Below are 15,434 nucleotides of genomic sequence, written 5' to 3'. Positions count from 1 at the left end.
AATCACCTGAATCAAAAAAGAATCTTTTTAATTGAATTGAACGATTTCAACACCCAATACATATTGACCTTGTTCATCTTGCGCACAACGCACAACCTTAGTATGGGCATTCAAAGGTGGAATACTGGCACTGCTTGAATCAATATGAATATCGAGTATGGTATCGACTTCTAATGGTTGTTCAACCGCAATAGAAAGACCTGTCGCACTCAAATCTAAGCATTTACCAACCAGATTGAGCTGTTGTTCTAAAACTGAAATTTTTGCCTCAGCATTGACCATCATTCGCATAAAGCGGCGTTTATCTTCGTGCAACATAGAGTACTCCTAAACCATTGATTTTAGTTTTTCTAGTAATTGTTGCATTGAAAAGGGTTTTACTACGTAAGCGTCGCACCCAGCTTCAAATCCGGCTTGTTGCTCTTGCTCAGACTCAAGCCCTGATAGCATGACTATTGGAATGTCTTTTGTTTCTGGCGTATTTTTCAACAGCCGACAAGTATCATAGCCATCAAGACCAGGCATACAGACATCTAGTAAAATAGCATCAGGTGGGTTCGCGATAGCCGATGACAAACATGACTTGCCTGAGTCAGCATAACTGAGCTCAAAGTTACTCGATAGCGCTGTGGTGAGCATTTCAAAATTAAAATATTCATCATCAACCACCAACACATGCGGCGTTGGTTTTGCTTTTACTTGAGTTGTCATTGGCAATGCTACTTCCTTTTCAATACTCAATTTAGTTCCTCTTATTAAGGTAATTCGCCTAGCTCAAATTGCAAGGCGAATTGACAATTAATCACACTCTTTAAGTGCATTAAGTACACGCTTAGCTGAAATTGCATAAGGTGTTCCTAATGTTTGAGCAAACAAAGACACTCTTAGTTCCTGCTGCATCCAAAAAATATTTTCAAGCTCTTTTGGAACCGGTAAACCTTTTGGAATTTTCGTCAGCTTTTTCTGATACTCTTGAGCTACTTTATCTAACTCTAATGTACACAACCTGTCTCTATTTGGATCAACAGGCAGCTTTTCTAAACGGCGCTCAATGGCTTTCATATAACGCAGTAAATCATTGAGTTTTTCAGCACCGTGTTTACTCACAAACCCTCTAAAAACTAGAGATTCAAGCTGTGACTTGATGTCACCATGTGCGGTGATCATAGTTAAGTCAACCTTGCCTTTCATACGCTTATTAATAGCATGTGCAACGCTCAAAACTTGTTCTACCTGAGTGGCAATTTCAACCACGGCATCACCTAGCTCACCACGGATAAATTCTTTTACCTGCTCAAACGCTTGCTCATCTCGTATATCACCATGTTTTTGTAACAAGGCATCCACACCAGAGGCAATACAGTCATCAATCAAGTCTTGTATTTTACCAAATGGGTTAAAGTACAAGCCCAGTTTGGCCTTGTTTGGTAAATGCTGCTGCAAGTACTTTATTGGTGACGGTACATTTAATAACACCAGTCTCCTTAACCCTTGCTGATGCGCAGCTTGTGCTTTTAATTCATTATCGAATAATTCAATGGCAGCACTAGACTTTTTATCTACCAGCGCAGGGAATGCTTTGATTTCGTAGTTTCCCTGCTTCTTAGTGTACTCTTTTGGTAACTCGCCAAACTCCCATTGTGTGAGATCGCTTTGTTCAATACCCTGCTCTGCCACTTTAGACAGTGTACTTGTTACTTGACCTTGTAATTGTGCTTTTAATTTCAGCAAATCTTTGCCGTGAGCTAAAACTTTATTTTTCTCGTCAACGACTTCAAATTGCATCACTAAATGGGTATCTAACGTGCTGGTATCCCACTGCTCTTCAGCAACACGAACCCCTGTCATTTTCAGTAGACGATTGCTAAGTGCATCAATTAAACGCCCTTGCATCGGCTCAACACTCGCTAAAACTGCATCAGCATAATTTGGTGCAGGAACAAAATTTCGTCTTAACGTTTTCGGCAAGCTTTTGATGAGACCACATATAAGTTCGTGTCTGAGTGCTGGAATATGCCAGTCAAACCCTTCATCTTGAACTTGGTTAAGCAGTGCCAAAGGAATATTAACCGTAACACCGTCAACAGGCTGTCCCGGCTCAAAATGATAACTCAAAGGCAGAATTAAATTACCTTGTTGCCAAGTATCAGGATAATCAAACTCAGTGATCTGCTCCGCCCCATGTTGCATTAAATAGTCACGAGACATATGCAAGTAGCGCTTATCTTTTTGCTTTTGTTTTTTCCACCAATGGTTGAACGCAGCACGGTTATTTACGTCTTGCGGAATTTTCTCATCGTAGAACTCAAACAAAGTAATTTCGTCGACTAAGATATCTCTACGGCGGGCTTTTTTCTCAAGCGTGTGGATTTCATCAATTAAATCTTGGTTATATTTCAAAAAGCTTTCTTGTTGCCCGAGTTGATCTGCAATCAGCGCTTCTTTAATGAATAACTCGCGGCTGACGACTGGGTCAATTTGACTATATACGGTACGCTTCTTAGAGACGATGATCATGCCATATAGACTTTGCTGCTCGTAGGCAATCACACAGCCTGGCTTTTTCTCCCAGTGAGGCTCGCTAAAACTACGCTTCACTAAATGCTGCGCAATCGGTGGCACCCAAGTCACATCAATTTTCGCATTCATGCGGGCATACAACTTACTGGTTTCAACCAACTCTGCTGACATCAACCATTTTGGCGACTTTTTGAAAAGGCTAGAGCCTGGGAAAATATGGAATTGGCTATTACGCGCCCCTTTATAGACCTGCTTTTCATCTTTAAAACCAATATGACTTAACATACCGCTGAGCAAGGCTTGATGAATGTTATCTACTTCGGCTTGATTATCAGTAAGCTTCATACCCATTTCTTCGCAGACTGTGGTTAACTGATAAACAATATCTTGCCATTCACGAATACGCATATAGGCTAAGAACTCTTTCTGACAAAGCTTTCTGAATTGGCTACGGCTAAACTCTTCTTGTTGTTGCTCTAAGTAATACCATAAATTTAAGAATGCTAAGAAATCAGAATCAGGATGCGCAAAGCGCTCATGTTTTTCATCTGATGCACCTTTTTTATCTTGCGGGCGCTCTCTTGGATCTTGAATCGATAAGGCAGCAACTATGACGATGACTTCACGCAATGCGCCCAGCTTTTCAGCAGACAACACCATTTTCGCCAAGCGAGGATCAATCGGTAAGCGGCTCAAAGCACGACCAGATTGAGTAAGCTTGGTCTGCTGTCTTCTTTTTGAAGGGTGAACGGCTTCAAGCTCTTCAAGTAGGGCAACACCGTCATTGATATTACGACTATCAGGTGCCTGTACAAACGGAAACTCACTGATATCGCCGAGCCCTAAGCCAAGCATTTGCAAGATAACCGATGCTAAGTTTGTACGCAGGATCTCAGGATCTGTAAACTCTGGACGACCTAAAAAGTCTTCTTCTGAATACAAGCGGATACAAATACCTGACGCCACACGACCACATCGACCTTTACGCTGATTAGCACTGGCTTGAGAAATAGCCTCGATAGGTAAACGTTGTACTTTTGTTCGATAGCTGTAACGGCTAATGCGCGCAGTTCCTGGGTCAATTACATAACGAATGCCTGGTACAGTCAGTGATGTTTCAGCTACGTTGGTAGATAAAACAATGCGTCGATGGCTGTGAGGGGCAAAAATACGGTTTTGCTCCGCATTTGAGAGTCTGGCGTATAGCGGTAAGATCTCTACCCCTTTTAAATTTCGCTTACCTAGCGCATCGGCGGTATCTCTGATCTCTCTTTCGCCATTCATGAAAATAAGAATATCACCCGGACCTTCCGCACATAACTCATCAACCGCGTCAAAAATACCTTGCAGTTGATCGTTTTCTGCTTCGCTTTCATTGCCTGCTAAATCAAGTGTTGGCCTATACCTGACTTCTACAGGGTAGGTTCTACCCGATATTTCAATGATAGGCGCATTATTGAAGTGTTTTGAAAAACGTTCAGGGTCGATGGTTGCAGATGTGATGATAACTTTTAGATCAGGACGCTTAGGCAAAAGGTTTTTTAAATAACCTAAGATGAAATCAATGTTAAGGCTTCTTTCGTGGGCTTCATCGATAATAATCGTATCGTACTGATTCAAAAAACGATCGTTTTGAATTTCCGCCAACAAAATACCATCGGTCATCAGTTTAACGTAAGAGTTGTCGCCAACCTGATCGCTAAATCGAATTTTAAAACCAACCTCTTCACCTAAATCGCAATTCAGTTCTTCGGCAATACGATTTGCAACGCTTCTTGCTGCTAATCGACGAGGCTGAGTATGACCAATATAGCCGTCAACACCACGGCCTAGCTCTAAACAAATTTTAGGTAACTGTGTAGTTTTACCCGAGCCCGTTTCACCCGCCACAATCACAACTTGATTTTCAGCAATGGCTTTTTTTATTTCGTCTTTTTTCTGGCTTACAGGAAGTTGCTCTGGGTAATCTACGTTTGGTAGGTTTTCTAAGCGAGTAACACGCAACGACTGACTGGCCTCAATATCTTTCTTAATTGAAGCAATAACTTTGTTTTGTTTATTCTCGTCATTTATTTTTTTAACACCATGCAGGCGTTTTTTAAAAATAAACTGATCTTTCTTAAGGCAAGTTTTTAGCTCAGTAAACAGCGGTCCTACACTCACTTCCACGACACTCTTTTAAAAAATAAAACAGCGGTAAGTATATCAAAAACCGTTTACTGAGCCTATTACTGAAGTTGTTGTTCTATTGAACGATTATTTAATCTATCGCTATGCGTGCAAATTACACATATCGATGACCGGACTCATAATTATCGTGCAGATGTTTATCAAGTGCTAACAAAACATGTGCTCGAGTAATTACCCCAACTAAAATGCCATCACTATCACAAACCGGATACAGTTTAGGGGTATTAACGGTCATTCTGTCGGCCATTTGTACAATGCTGTCATCAGCCGAAACGCAAAATGGCTCTGCATTCATGACATCAGAGACCACACTGTGAGACTCGTTTTGATAAGTTGCTTCTAACATCTTTTTTAAGCAATCTTGCTCTGACAAAAACCCTATTACTTTCTTATTCTCATCAATAACGGGGCCACCCGACTGACCACTTTGCAATAGTTTTTCTACTGCAGCTTCTATGCGCATATCTTGAGAGAAGGTAACTGGACGATGATTTAGATAGTCTTTTACTTTGATTGAATGCATTATTTCGCTCCATTAAAAAAGCCAGCTAAGTTAAATATAGCTGGCTATCATGGAGTTGCCTGTATTTTCAGAAAATTAACCTAACAAAATATTAATCATTTTTGAAAATTCCGACCTGGGTTTCTTGTGATGACGACTTACTGGCTCGATACATCCCTTTGGTATTAAACGGCATACTGATATTGCCTTTGGTATCGACAATGATCACGCCACCTGTACCACCAATAGGCATAAGAACATCGTGGATAACTTCTTTACCCGCTTGTTCTATTGACTTACCTTGATACTCAACTCTTGCACAAATATCACTGGCAACACTGTAACGAATAAAATACTCGCCATGACCAGTTGCCGAAACAGCACATGAGCGGTTATCAGCAAATGTACCCGCCCCTATTACTGGCGAATCACCCACACGACCAAAGCGCTTGGCTGTCATCCCGCCCGTTGATGTACCAGCAGCTAAGTTGCCATTTTTATCTAAAGCAACGGCACCGACTGTGCCCATCTTATATTCACTTTCAAGTGCTTGATGTGCAGCCTGGTAATCTTTGCTAGTTTTATTAGCCGCATCTAGTTTCTTTTTGGCTTTGATAAGGGCTTCATAACGGTGTTTAGTATCGAAGTAACTATTGTCTACAAAGTCGAAGCCCTGCTGTTTTGCAAATTGCTCGGCGCCTGCTCCGCTCAACATGACATGGACAGAGTTCTCCATCACTGAGCGAGCCAAATCAATTGGATTTTTAACCGTTTTTACCCCTGCAACAGCCCCTGCTTGACGATTTCGGCCATCCATAATGGATGCATCTAATTCATGAGAACCATCATAAGTATAAACAGCGCCTTTACCAGCATTAAAAAAAGGCGAATCTTCTAGGATATTGATAGCTGCTGTTACTGCATCTAGGCTCTCACCACCAGACTCAAGTACTTTATAACCGACTTCCACTGCTTCTTTTAATTTAGCTCTGTAGGCTTTTTCTTGTTCAGGTGTAAAACGGCTTTTTTCGATAGTACCCGCACCACCATGAATGGCGATTGCAATAGGTTGCGTTTGAGCCATCGCACTTAAACTCGATATGGCAAAACCAATAGCCGCTATTAGGGTTTTCTTATTCATATTTTATCCTTGGATTTGTTTTATACCAGTGCTCTTAATTAAGCGAACTATTTTGAGTATTAATGAGGACTGGTATTGAACATCTTGGAAAGTTTGCAACCAGATTGCAACAAAACGAGTCGAACTTAATTGACCAAATTACAGACATAAAAAAAGCACCCTCAGGTGCTTTTTTCAAACGCTTAATAATTAGCTAGCTTGGCGCTTTGCTTTTAGACGCGCTAAACGTGCTACTTGGTGAGTAGACGTTAAGAAAGCGAAGATAGGCGCTAGGTAACCACGCTTACGTAGTTCTAGGTATGCTTCATCGCTTAATTCGTTTAGTTTACGCTCATCAACAAGATAGATACCGTTGATGTCTTTTTTCTCACCAGCAATTTCAACTGTTAGTGTTTGTTGAACAAGTAGATCTTTTTCAGCAAGGTAAGCAGTGAACGCTTCAGTAACACGAGCAAACTCAACATAGTTTACTAGTGCTTCTTTACGACGCTCTAGGTATTCAGTTTCTTTGCCATCAGCAAATAACGCATTACCTTCTTCTTCACCAACTAATGGACTTGCTTCATCGATAACAATACCAAATTGATCTTCTTCTGGGTGCTTAACAAGACCGAATGGGTAACGTGCAGCAGCTAGTGGTGCAAAACCTGCAGTCCACTTACCATCTTCGACAAAAAGGTTTTCACCTGGCTCAAGACCAAACATAGCAACTGCTTGATATTGGTCTGTCTCAGTGTTTTTTACAAATGCCATTGGGAATTCAGTGGCTACACGCGCGAACTCATGCGCTACTACTGGCATTAAGTGCTGTGATTTTAAGAATTCAACGTTGATGCCATTTTGTACTTTGATGTTGGCATGCTTTTCGTTATGTAAAGGCTGCACTTGTTGCTCCGCCATAATACTACTCCATTTTTATATAGTAATTATTTTTTAGTTGCCCCTAGGCTATAGCTTTTGAGGGCAAAAATAAAGCCTGCTTTGCGGCTTATTTAACGTTTTAGTTTTAATGTATTAATAAACTCTCTATGAGTCGGTGCTTTATTAGCCACCTCTTCAATAAATTGTTTAATTTTTCTCAGATCACTCAACAATGCCGTGTCATTTACATGCATTGTTCTGGGGTCAACCCTGTCAGGAGTCATACAAAAACCTGCAAACATGGACAACCAACTTGATTGTTCAAATGACTCACACTCTTGCTGATTAATATGCCCTCGAGATTGATACAAAGCAATCTTATGACGTAATGATTCGGGAATATCCATACTCTGACATTTTAGCCAAAAGTCACTATCATCACGCTGGGTCAGCTTATAGTGCAAAATAATAAAATCTCTAACACGTTCAACCTCAAGATTATGAAGCCTGTTTACTTCATCAATATCTGCTTGATGAAAACTTTTATCAGGGAAAAATGTTAGCAACTTAGAAATTGCCGATTGGATCAGAGAAATACTTGTTGATTCAAGAGGTTCAATAAATCCAGAAGACAAACCGATAGCGAAACAGTTTTTATGCCAAATCTTATTTCTTCGACCTGGATGAAATTTAATCACTCTAGGCTCAGTGATCGCATCACCGTCAAGATCCGCCAAAAGTGATTGCTTTGCGTCTTCATCACTGATGTGTTGGCTGCTATAAATATAACCATTTCCAACTCTGTGCTGTAATGGAATACGCCATTGCCAACCTGCTGACTTTGCTTTACTAACCGTAAATGGTGTTACTTCATCATGACCTTGAGAGTGCACAGCAACCGCTCTGTCACAAAGTAACCACTCATTCCAATGCTCATAACCAACTTCGAGTGTTTGCTCGATCAATTTGCCAGTAAAACCACTGCAATCAATAAATAAATCGCTTTCAATGACTTCACCTGAATTCAAAGTGAGCGATTGAATAAAACCACTTTCTGAATCTGTCGTTACTTTCTCCACAGTAGCAATTAAATGTTGCACCCCCATGACAATTGACTTTTTCTTTAAAAATTCAGCATAGAGCCCAGCATCAAAGTGATAGGCGTAACCGAAATCTTCTAAGTCATTATCAATCTTTTGAGGAATATAGAATTTACCTTTACTAGCAAGCTGCGTTGATAGACAAAAATCTGCTAGTTCAGCGTCTAGACCTTGCTGCTTAGCTTTATGATAGAAATGATGGAAATCAACGCCTTTCACTTTCATCCCATAATCCGCAAAGGGATGAAAAAACGCATGCGCTGGTTTGTACCAATCCTTAAACTCAATTCCAAGTTTAAATGACGCTTCTGTTTGCTCTATAAACTCTTTTTCATCAATACCTAACTGATAATTGAAATCAACAATATTAGGTAACGTCGCCTCACCCACACCAATTGTTTCAATTTCATTAGATTGAATTAAAGTGATTTTCAATGGCTGTGTTTGTGCATATTTAGCTAAACTAATGGCAGTCATCCAACCTGCAGTTCCACCACCTAGAATGACAACAGAGTTGATAGCATTATCTACTTTCATTGTGACTTCCTATTGCTCATTATTTAATAACACAGAGCGACAATGTGTCTGAACCACATCAGCATGGCTGGGCTGCTTACTTGCAAGCTGTTCAAAATACGCACTACCACCTGCTAAAAATTCATTAATTTTCGCTGAGGGAATTGAATCAATCGTGCCATTGTAACGAGATGGCTTAACACCCATACCGGTTAATACTGCGTACCAACTAGTCGGCTGAAATAACTCTTCAGACGCAACTATTACTGAACCAAGCTCCTTAAATAACTGTTCGCGTTTCTTAAGGGTTGGTGGTTTTGGCATTTCATTTTGACACCATATCCAAAATGCAGAGTCATCTCTTTGGGTGTAGCAATAATGTGCAACCAAGAAATCTCTGATCTGCACGTATTGATCAACCATCTTTTCATTAAATGCTGCTTGTAAAGAAGATTCACAACGCTTGCTCGGATTAAGCTTTGCAAACATGGCTAAAGATTCTGCCACTAAGTGGATAGCTGTTGATTCGAGAGGCTCAATAAAACCTTGCGCCAGACCAAGGGCGATACAATTATGTTTCCACGGCTGCTTTCGGGTGCCTGTTTTAAATCTTATTAATCTAGGCTCAGTAATTGGCTCACCTTCTACAGTCGATAAAAGGATTTCTTTGGCCTTTTCATCGTCCATAAACTTGCTGCTAAATACGTAACCATTACCGGTTCTAGTTTGTAATGGAATATGCCAACTCCAACCAGCTTCTTGCGCTTTTGATATCGTGTAAGGTCGCAGTGGTTTTGAATGGTCACGCCTAGTCTGAACCGCAATCGCACTATCACACGGTAAATAGTCTGACCAATCATCATACTCAGAACCAAGCGTTTCACCCAGAAGTAGACTTTTAAAGCCGCTACAATCAAAGAAAAAATCACCTACGATTTCTTTGCCACAACTTAATTTGATGCCTTGAATAAACTGTGTTTCTTGACACTGCATAACATCAACAACAGTACCCTCGATGTGTTGAACGCCTTGGGCAGTTGCAAACGCACGTAAATAATCAACGGCTAAGCCTGCATCTAAATGTAACGCGAAGCTGGTTCGGTTAATATGATCGTTTGGATTGCTTGTCGGAACAAAAAAGTGGTCTTTTTTTGCAAGTACACTTTCTAACGAATAAACCTCGATATCTGTAGCATTGCCTTCAAATTCTGCTTTTAACCAGGCTTGATAAAACTCTGCACCATCAATTGACTGGCCAAACTTTCCGAATGGATGAAAATACCGCTCATTCTGAGATTTCCAGCCATCAAACTCAATACCGAGTTTAAAACTGGCATCTGCGTGCGCCATGAAATCACTAAGGTTTATGCCACAACCTTCAAGCATATTTAAAATTGGCGGTATCGTTGCTTCACCGACCCCGATTGTGCCAATCTCAGCTGACTCAACCAAAGTGATTTGCGTTTGTGTGTTTTTATAAAACTGTGACAACGCAGCGGCAGCTAACCACCCAGCGGTGCCGCCGCCAACGATCACAATTTTTTCGAGTTTATTATTCATTTAAATTTATCTCCTCGCGAAGAAAACGCTCATGCTCAACACTTTTGCCAACTAAGTTATCTATTTCTTGTTTCATAAAGGCCAAGTGTTTTTGTAAATACTCAATAGGCATGTTGTTCGCTCGCTCGTTGTATTTTCTTGGATACATACCCAAGCCATCTAACAATGCGAGCCAACTGTCTTTACCAAATATGTCCCAAGGTAAAGGTTTTAACTCTGCATTCTGCTCATAGTTTTGTAGTTTTGACTTTAACGTTTCTGGAATAGAAACATTACGACAATCTAACCAAAACTGCGTGTCATCTCTTTGACTTAGAACATAATGCATAATGATAAAATCACGGACGCGTTCGTATTCTAACGCCGTCGCATAGTTAAATTTTTTCGCTGTATCGGAGGAAATTTGATTACCTGGGATCAAGTCTATTAATTTCGCAATGGCTGTCTCAATCAAAGCGATACTAGTTGATTCCAAAGGCTCTAAAAAGCCACTTGAAAGCCCTATTGAAACACAGTTACTTTGCCACGCGTTTGCTCTTCTGCCGGGGGTAAATTTAAACTTTCTCAGTGCAGAGGTCATATCACCTTCAAGTGAAGATAGAAACTCTAGTTCAGCATCTTCATCATTAATATGTTTACTTGAATAAACATAACCATTACCCATACGCGTAGTAAGTGGAATTCGCCATTGCCAACCCGCACTTTTCGCTTTTGAAATTGTTTTGTTTGAAATTTCGCCAGTCTTTTCTGTTTGGACTGCGATTGCACTATCGCACAGTAAATAGTTTGACCAATCTAGGTAGTCTACTTCTAATGCTTTACCGATTAATTCGGCTTTAAAGCCTGAACAATCTATAAATAAATCGCCGGAGATAAGCTCACCTGACTCTAAAATTAAGGCGCCTATATCTTCTTTGCTTTTTTGCACACTTTTTACTTTTGCTTCAACCCTATTCACGCCAAGTGTTTCTGCCGTTTCTCTCATCAAGCGAGCAAATAATGCAGCATCAAAATGGAGTGCCCAATCGAATACTTCTAATTGATTTTGAGGCTTGTTAGGCATCAGTACTTTATTATTTTTTGCCAGTTGTACGCCTAAAGAATAATCTTGTAAATCAATCGTTGAATCATGTGTTCTGGCTCGCAACCAGTAGTGATGAAAATCTAGACTTGGAGTGCCTTGGCCAAATAGACCAAATGGGTGGATAAAACTATGACCTGACTTTTGCCAATCAACAAACTCAATGCCAAATTTAAATGTGGCATTGGTTTTTGCAATTACTGTTTTATCACTCAGCCCTAACTGTTGGTAAAACCGTCTAATCGTAGGGATCGTTGCTTCTCCAACACCTACAGTGCCAATTTGTTCAGACTCTACCAGTGTGATTTCTACTTTATTTGCAAAATGCTTTGATAATGCTGCGGCTGTCATCCAACCCGCAGTGCCACCACCTAAAATTACAATCTTTTCGAGTTTCATACATCGCTCCAAACGAAAAAAACCGCTCAGCACATACTGAGCGGTTTTCTACTACTTCGTCAATCTAATCATTGATTAGAACTTAGCTCGTACACCTAGTGTGTAACGTGCTTCGTAAACGTTTTGGAATGCCTTCTGCGCAGGGAACTGAACATAAGTTTGTTGATATTCTTCTGTTAAGTTCGACACGTTGAAGTAAACACTTAAATCTTCATCGAAGTTATAAGTTACATTCAGATCAAGTTGCTCGTAGTCATCTTGGTAAAGTGCTTGACCACCTGTACCAGCACTACCTGCAGTGATTAAACGAGGGCTACGTGCGTTGTAAGCGATACGTGCAGAGAATTCTTCTTGCTCATACCAAAGTACAAAGTTGTAAGTGTCTTTAGACATGCCAACAAACTGTAGATCTTTACCGTAGATGTCTTTCGCTTCTTGCGTGCTATCTGTGTAAGTATAGTTAGCGTCAATACCAAAGTTATCTAGTAAAGTACCTGTTTCGAAGTAATCGCTAACAGCAACCTTAGTACCAACTTCTAGACCTTGTACTTTACCGCCTTTACCTTGTACGTTTGCAGTAAATGGCCATGGACCACGACGAACACCATCTGAATCAGGCTCGTCAACCATCACTGTACCCGCTTCTGTGAAGCTCTCGATTTCAATGTCGAAGAATGAAACGAATGCCATTGTCGCACCGTCACCATACCATTCTGCAGAGAATGACATGTTTTCTGAACGCCAAGGGTCTAGCTCAGGGTTACCATTAAGGCTACCGTTCACAACACGCATACAACCACATTCGTTATTGAATGTCATACCAACTGTTTTACCAGCACCCCATTGAGCAAGGTCAAGTGCTTGCATGTTCTTCGCGTACGCACCACGAACTACAACTTCTTCAGTCACATTGTAAGCAACGTTTAATGAAGGTAGGTAATCAGTGTAAGAACGGTCTGTTAAAGTATCACCGATATCTGGACCTAAACCTGAGTGAGGTAAGTTAGGACCAGCTAGGTTTTGCTTAACTGATAGATCAGTTTTTACAACTTTAACACCAAAGTTACCGCTTAAATCACCATATTCGAAGTTAGCTTGTGCAAAGTAGTTAAACTCACTTAGCGTTACATCGTATGTAGCACCACCGTTTTCAGTTCTTGCAACATTACCAAATGTTTTTTCATGGAAGGCACGAGGATCACGGAAGTTATCTGGGTCAATTGACCAAACGCCAGGAATACCTTGTACGTTACCAAAATCAGTCTGCCACGAAACTGTCGTGTGCTGATCTAGACGTGTTGGTGGTAATAATGTGTATGGAGTCCATACGCCATCGATGTTTTCACCAGTACCTTCAACACCGTAACATGCTTGACCTTCTTCAGCACCAACATAAGTTTGGTCAACCGCTTTCCACTGTGCGATGTCACAACCATTGCCGAATGTTGAAGTGTAAGTGAATTGGTCATGATCTACATCACGACGGCTGAAACGAACACCGAAATCAACACTAGTGATGAATTCATTATCAAGTGCATAGTTCCACTTTGAGCTTACTGTTGTAAGTTCAGCGTAATCGTCTGTGTTACCTTCAGATGAGAATGCACCTACATGATAAGAATCAAGGTCAGCCATGTAATCTGCAACTGAACGTACGCCTTTACCACCATTTACTTGCTGGTCGAAACCACCAAACACTGGGAACTCACCTAAGTTATTGTGGGTAATAAAGAACTCTGAATCTTGAATACCTTGAGAGTAAGAACCAAAACAACCACCGTTGTCACCTACGATCTCATCGTTGTCACCACAGTATGCAGCAGGTAAGAAACCACCTGGACCTGTCACTAGTGTGCCACTGTCGATACTTAGGATATCACCTTCACCATAACCGTGACGCATACGCGCTGATGCACGAGCGTGAGTAGCACGAACTTGACCTGTTAGCGCACCACCATTGTCGAAATCAAGTTGAAGATTTAAGTTATGAGACTTTTCTTCGTTGATGTTAACTTGCGTGAATGATTGCATACGGTACGGACGCATTGCATAAGCATTTACGCCAACCCATTTGTCACCATTTTCATCAACGTATTCGTCACCAGTTAAGCTAGTTGCGTGAGCATAGTTAGCAAAGGTCTGCCAACGGCTGTTGTGGTTAAAACCACGACGAGCGTTGAAACGGTCTTGGCTCGTATAGAAATAATCTGCAGTTAAAGTAAAGCCATCACCTAAATCAGCTTGAGCTGAGAATTGGAATGCTTCGCGCTCACGCTCTTCAGTTTTATTGAATGCTGTAAAACCGTGAGGAATAATGTGGTTAAGACCAGGATCTTGGTAAGGTGTTTCGCCCCAAGTACGGTTGTTGTTTGTCCAACCTAAACCACCATTTTCTGAAGTATCGTTGAAACCATTGTAGTCAGAAGCAAGTGTTACGTCTGTCTTAACAGCTGCAACTAACACACCAAACTTACCATCGTTGAAGTTAGCTAAGCCGTGGATAGTGCCATCGTTTTCGCTGCTGATAGAACCAGTTGCTAATTCTGCACCCGCAGTATAAGTCCAACCTTCTTCTAAATCGAAAGGACGACGTGTTTTAAGATTGATAACACCCGCGATACCTTGACCTGGGTTTTTAGCTGTAGCCGTTTTGTAAACATCTACGCCACTGAATAATTGTGCTGGAAGATCACCAAAGTCTACAGTTGAAGAGTCAATTGTAGTTGCACTTAGGAAAGTTTCACCGTTAAAAGTAACGTCTACTTGAGGTAAACCACGGATCTGAACTGGACCACTTTCACCCGCAGTACGCTCAACCTGAACACCAGTAATACGCTGTAATGAGTCAGCAATTGTAACGTCAGGTAATTTGCCGATATCTTCAGCTGCGATACCATCTACTTGAGATGCCGCGAAACGTTTTGTATTAATTGCTGCTGCAGTACTCGCACGAATACCACGAACTTCAATTACTTCAACATCTTCTTTTGCTTGATTTGCTTCATTTGCATAAACAACGCCAGATGCGCCAGCACTCAGTACAAGACCGATGTTGGCAGCAATTAAGCTTTTCTTAAAATTATTAGCTAACACAGGATTCCCCTTGAATCATTTTGTTGGTTTTTTATTCACTTCTGCCCAGTGAGGATGACAGCGTTGTCATCTAATAACAAACCATACACCGTAAATTACAATTTCGCTACATTTTTTTTGTACGCTACTCAAAAAATATTCAACAGAAATACTATCCAATTGAAATATAAGTAATTTACAGTGTATGCATGACAATTTGTTACAATAATCGTGTGGAATATAGCATAAAAAAAACGATTTTGAATAGTAATTGGGATAAGAGAATTTACCTAAACTGGCTCCACAATATCCTTGTGGACCTCAATTTTTAGGTTTTCATTAAGAGAAAATGAGCTTTGGCAGAAGCTTTCAAGGGTGATAACCATTCTCAATGACAACGCTGTCATTATAGCTATTTTTATCTAACAGTGTCTATCTCTATTTCACCAAAATATCAGATTTAAAAAACAAAAACGCGCCAAATGGCGCGTT

The 15,434-nt window shown here is 40.7% G+C and carries 10 protein-coding genes; all 10 read right to left on the bottom strand.

Annotated elements, in window-relative coordinates; translation table 11 throughout:
- Positions 1–27: 27 nt before the first annotated feature.
- The 10 genes from ACH784_RS07175 to ACH784_RS07130 all read right to left on the bottom strand — a co-directional run bounded on the left by ACH784_RS07175 (position 28) and on the right by ACH784_RS07130 (position 14,963).
- Positions 28–318 (bottom strand): PilZ domain-containing protein, encoded by a 291-nt coding sequence (locus tag ACH784_RS07175; RefSeq protein WP_390445813.1) that lies wholly within the window; start codon positions 316–318, stop codon positions 28–30.
- Between the two features lie 9 nt (positions 319–327).
- The gene (locus tag ACH784_RS07170; protein ID WP_138483044.1) at positions 328–711 is read right to left on the bottom strand and encodes a PleD family two-component system response regulator; all 384 of its coding nucleotides are present in this window, start codon (positions 709–711) and stop codon (positions 328–330) included.
- Between the two features lie 87 nt (positions 712–798).
- Positions 799–4,683: an ATP-dependent RNA helicase HrpA gene (hrpA, locus tag ACH784_RS07165; RefSeq protein ID WP_404395215.1), complete on the bottom strand. Its 3,885-nt coding sequence runs from the start codon at positions 4,681–4,683 to the stop codon at positions 799–801.
- Positions 4,684–4,804: 121 nt separating this feature from the next.
- A complete protein-coding gene (locus ACH784_RS07160) occupies positions 4,805–5,233 on the bottom strand; it encodes a CBS domain-containing protein (protein WP_138482875.1) in 429 nt (142 codons plus the stop codon).
- A gap of 91 nt (positions 5,234–5,324) precedes the next feature.
- Complete coding sequence (locus tag ACH784_RS07155) at positions 5,325–6,353, bottom strand: isoaspartyl peptidase/L-asparaginase family protein (RefSeq protein WP_404394628.1); 1,029 nt, start codon at positions 6,351–6,353, stop codon at positions 5,325–5,327.
- A gap of 189 nt (positions 6,354–6,542) precedes the next feature.
- A complete protein-coding gene (locus tag ACH784_RS07150; RefSeq protein WP_404394627.1) occupies positions 6,543–7,253 on the bottom strand; it encodes a SapC family protein in 711 nt (236 codons plus the stop codon).
- Between the two features lie 92 nt (positions 7,254–7,345).
- Positions 7,346–8,851, bottom strand: a complete 1,506-nt coding sequence (locus tag ACH784_RS07145) for a tryptophan halogenase family protein (protein WP_404394625.1) — start codon at positions 8,849–8,851, stop codon at positions 7,346–7,348.
- A gap of 9 nt (positions 8,852–8,860) precedes the next feature.
- Positions 8,861–10,390, bottom strand: coding sequence for a tryptophan halogenase family protein (locus ACH784_RS07140; protein WP_404394623.1), 1,530 nt, complete (start codon positions 10,388–10,390; stop codon positions 8,861–8,863).
- On the bottom strand, positions 10,383–11,870 hold the full coding sequence (locus ACH784_RS07135; RefSeq protein WP_404394621.1) for a tryptophan halogenase family protein: 1,488 nt from the start codon (positions 11,868–11,870) through the stop codon (positions 10,383–10,385). The genes ACH784_RS07140 and ACH784_RS07135 overlap by 8 nt, the downstream gene beginning before the upstream one ends.
- Before the next feature lie 75 nt (positions 11,871–11,945).
- Complete coding sequence (locus ACH784_RS07130) at positions 11,946–14,963, bottom strand: TonB-dependent receptor (protein ID WP_404394619.1); 3,018 nt, start codon at positions 14,961–14,963, stop codon at positions 11,946–11,948.
- Between the last annotated feature and the right edge of the window lie 471 nt (positions 14,964–15,434).

The sequence above is a fragment of the Pseudoalteromonas phenolica genome (assembly GCF_044788725.1).
Lineage (GTDB): Bacteria > Pseudomonadota > Gammaproteobacteria > Enterobacterales > Alteromonadaceae > Pseudoalteromonas > Pseudoalteromonas phenolica_C.
This window is presented reverse-complemented; position numbering and strand designations above follow the sequence as displayed.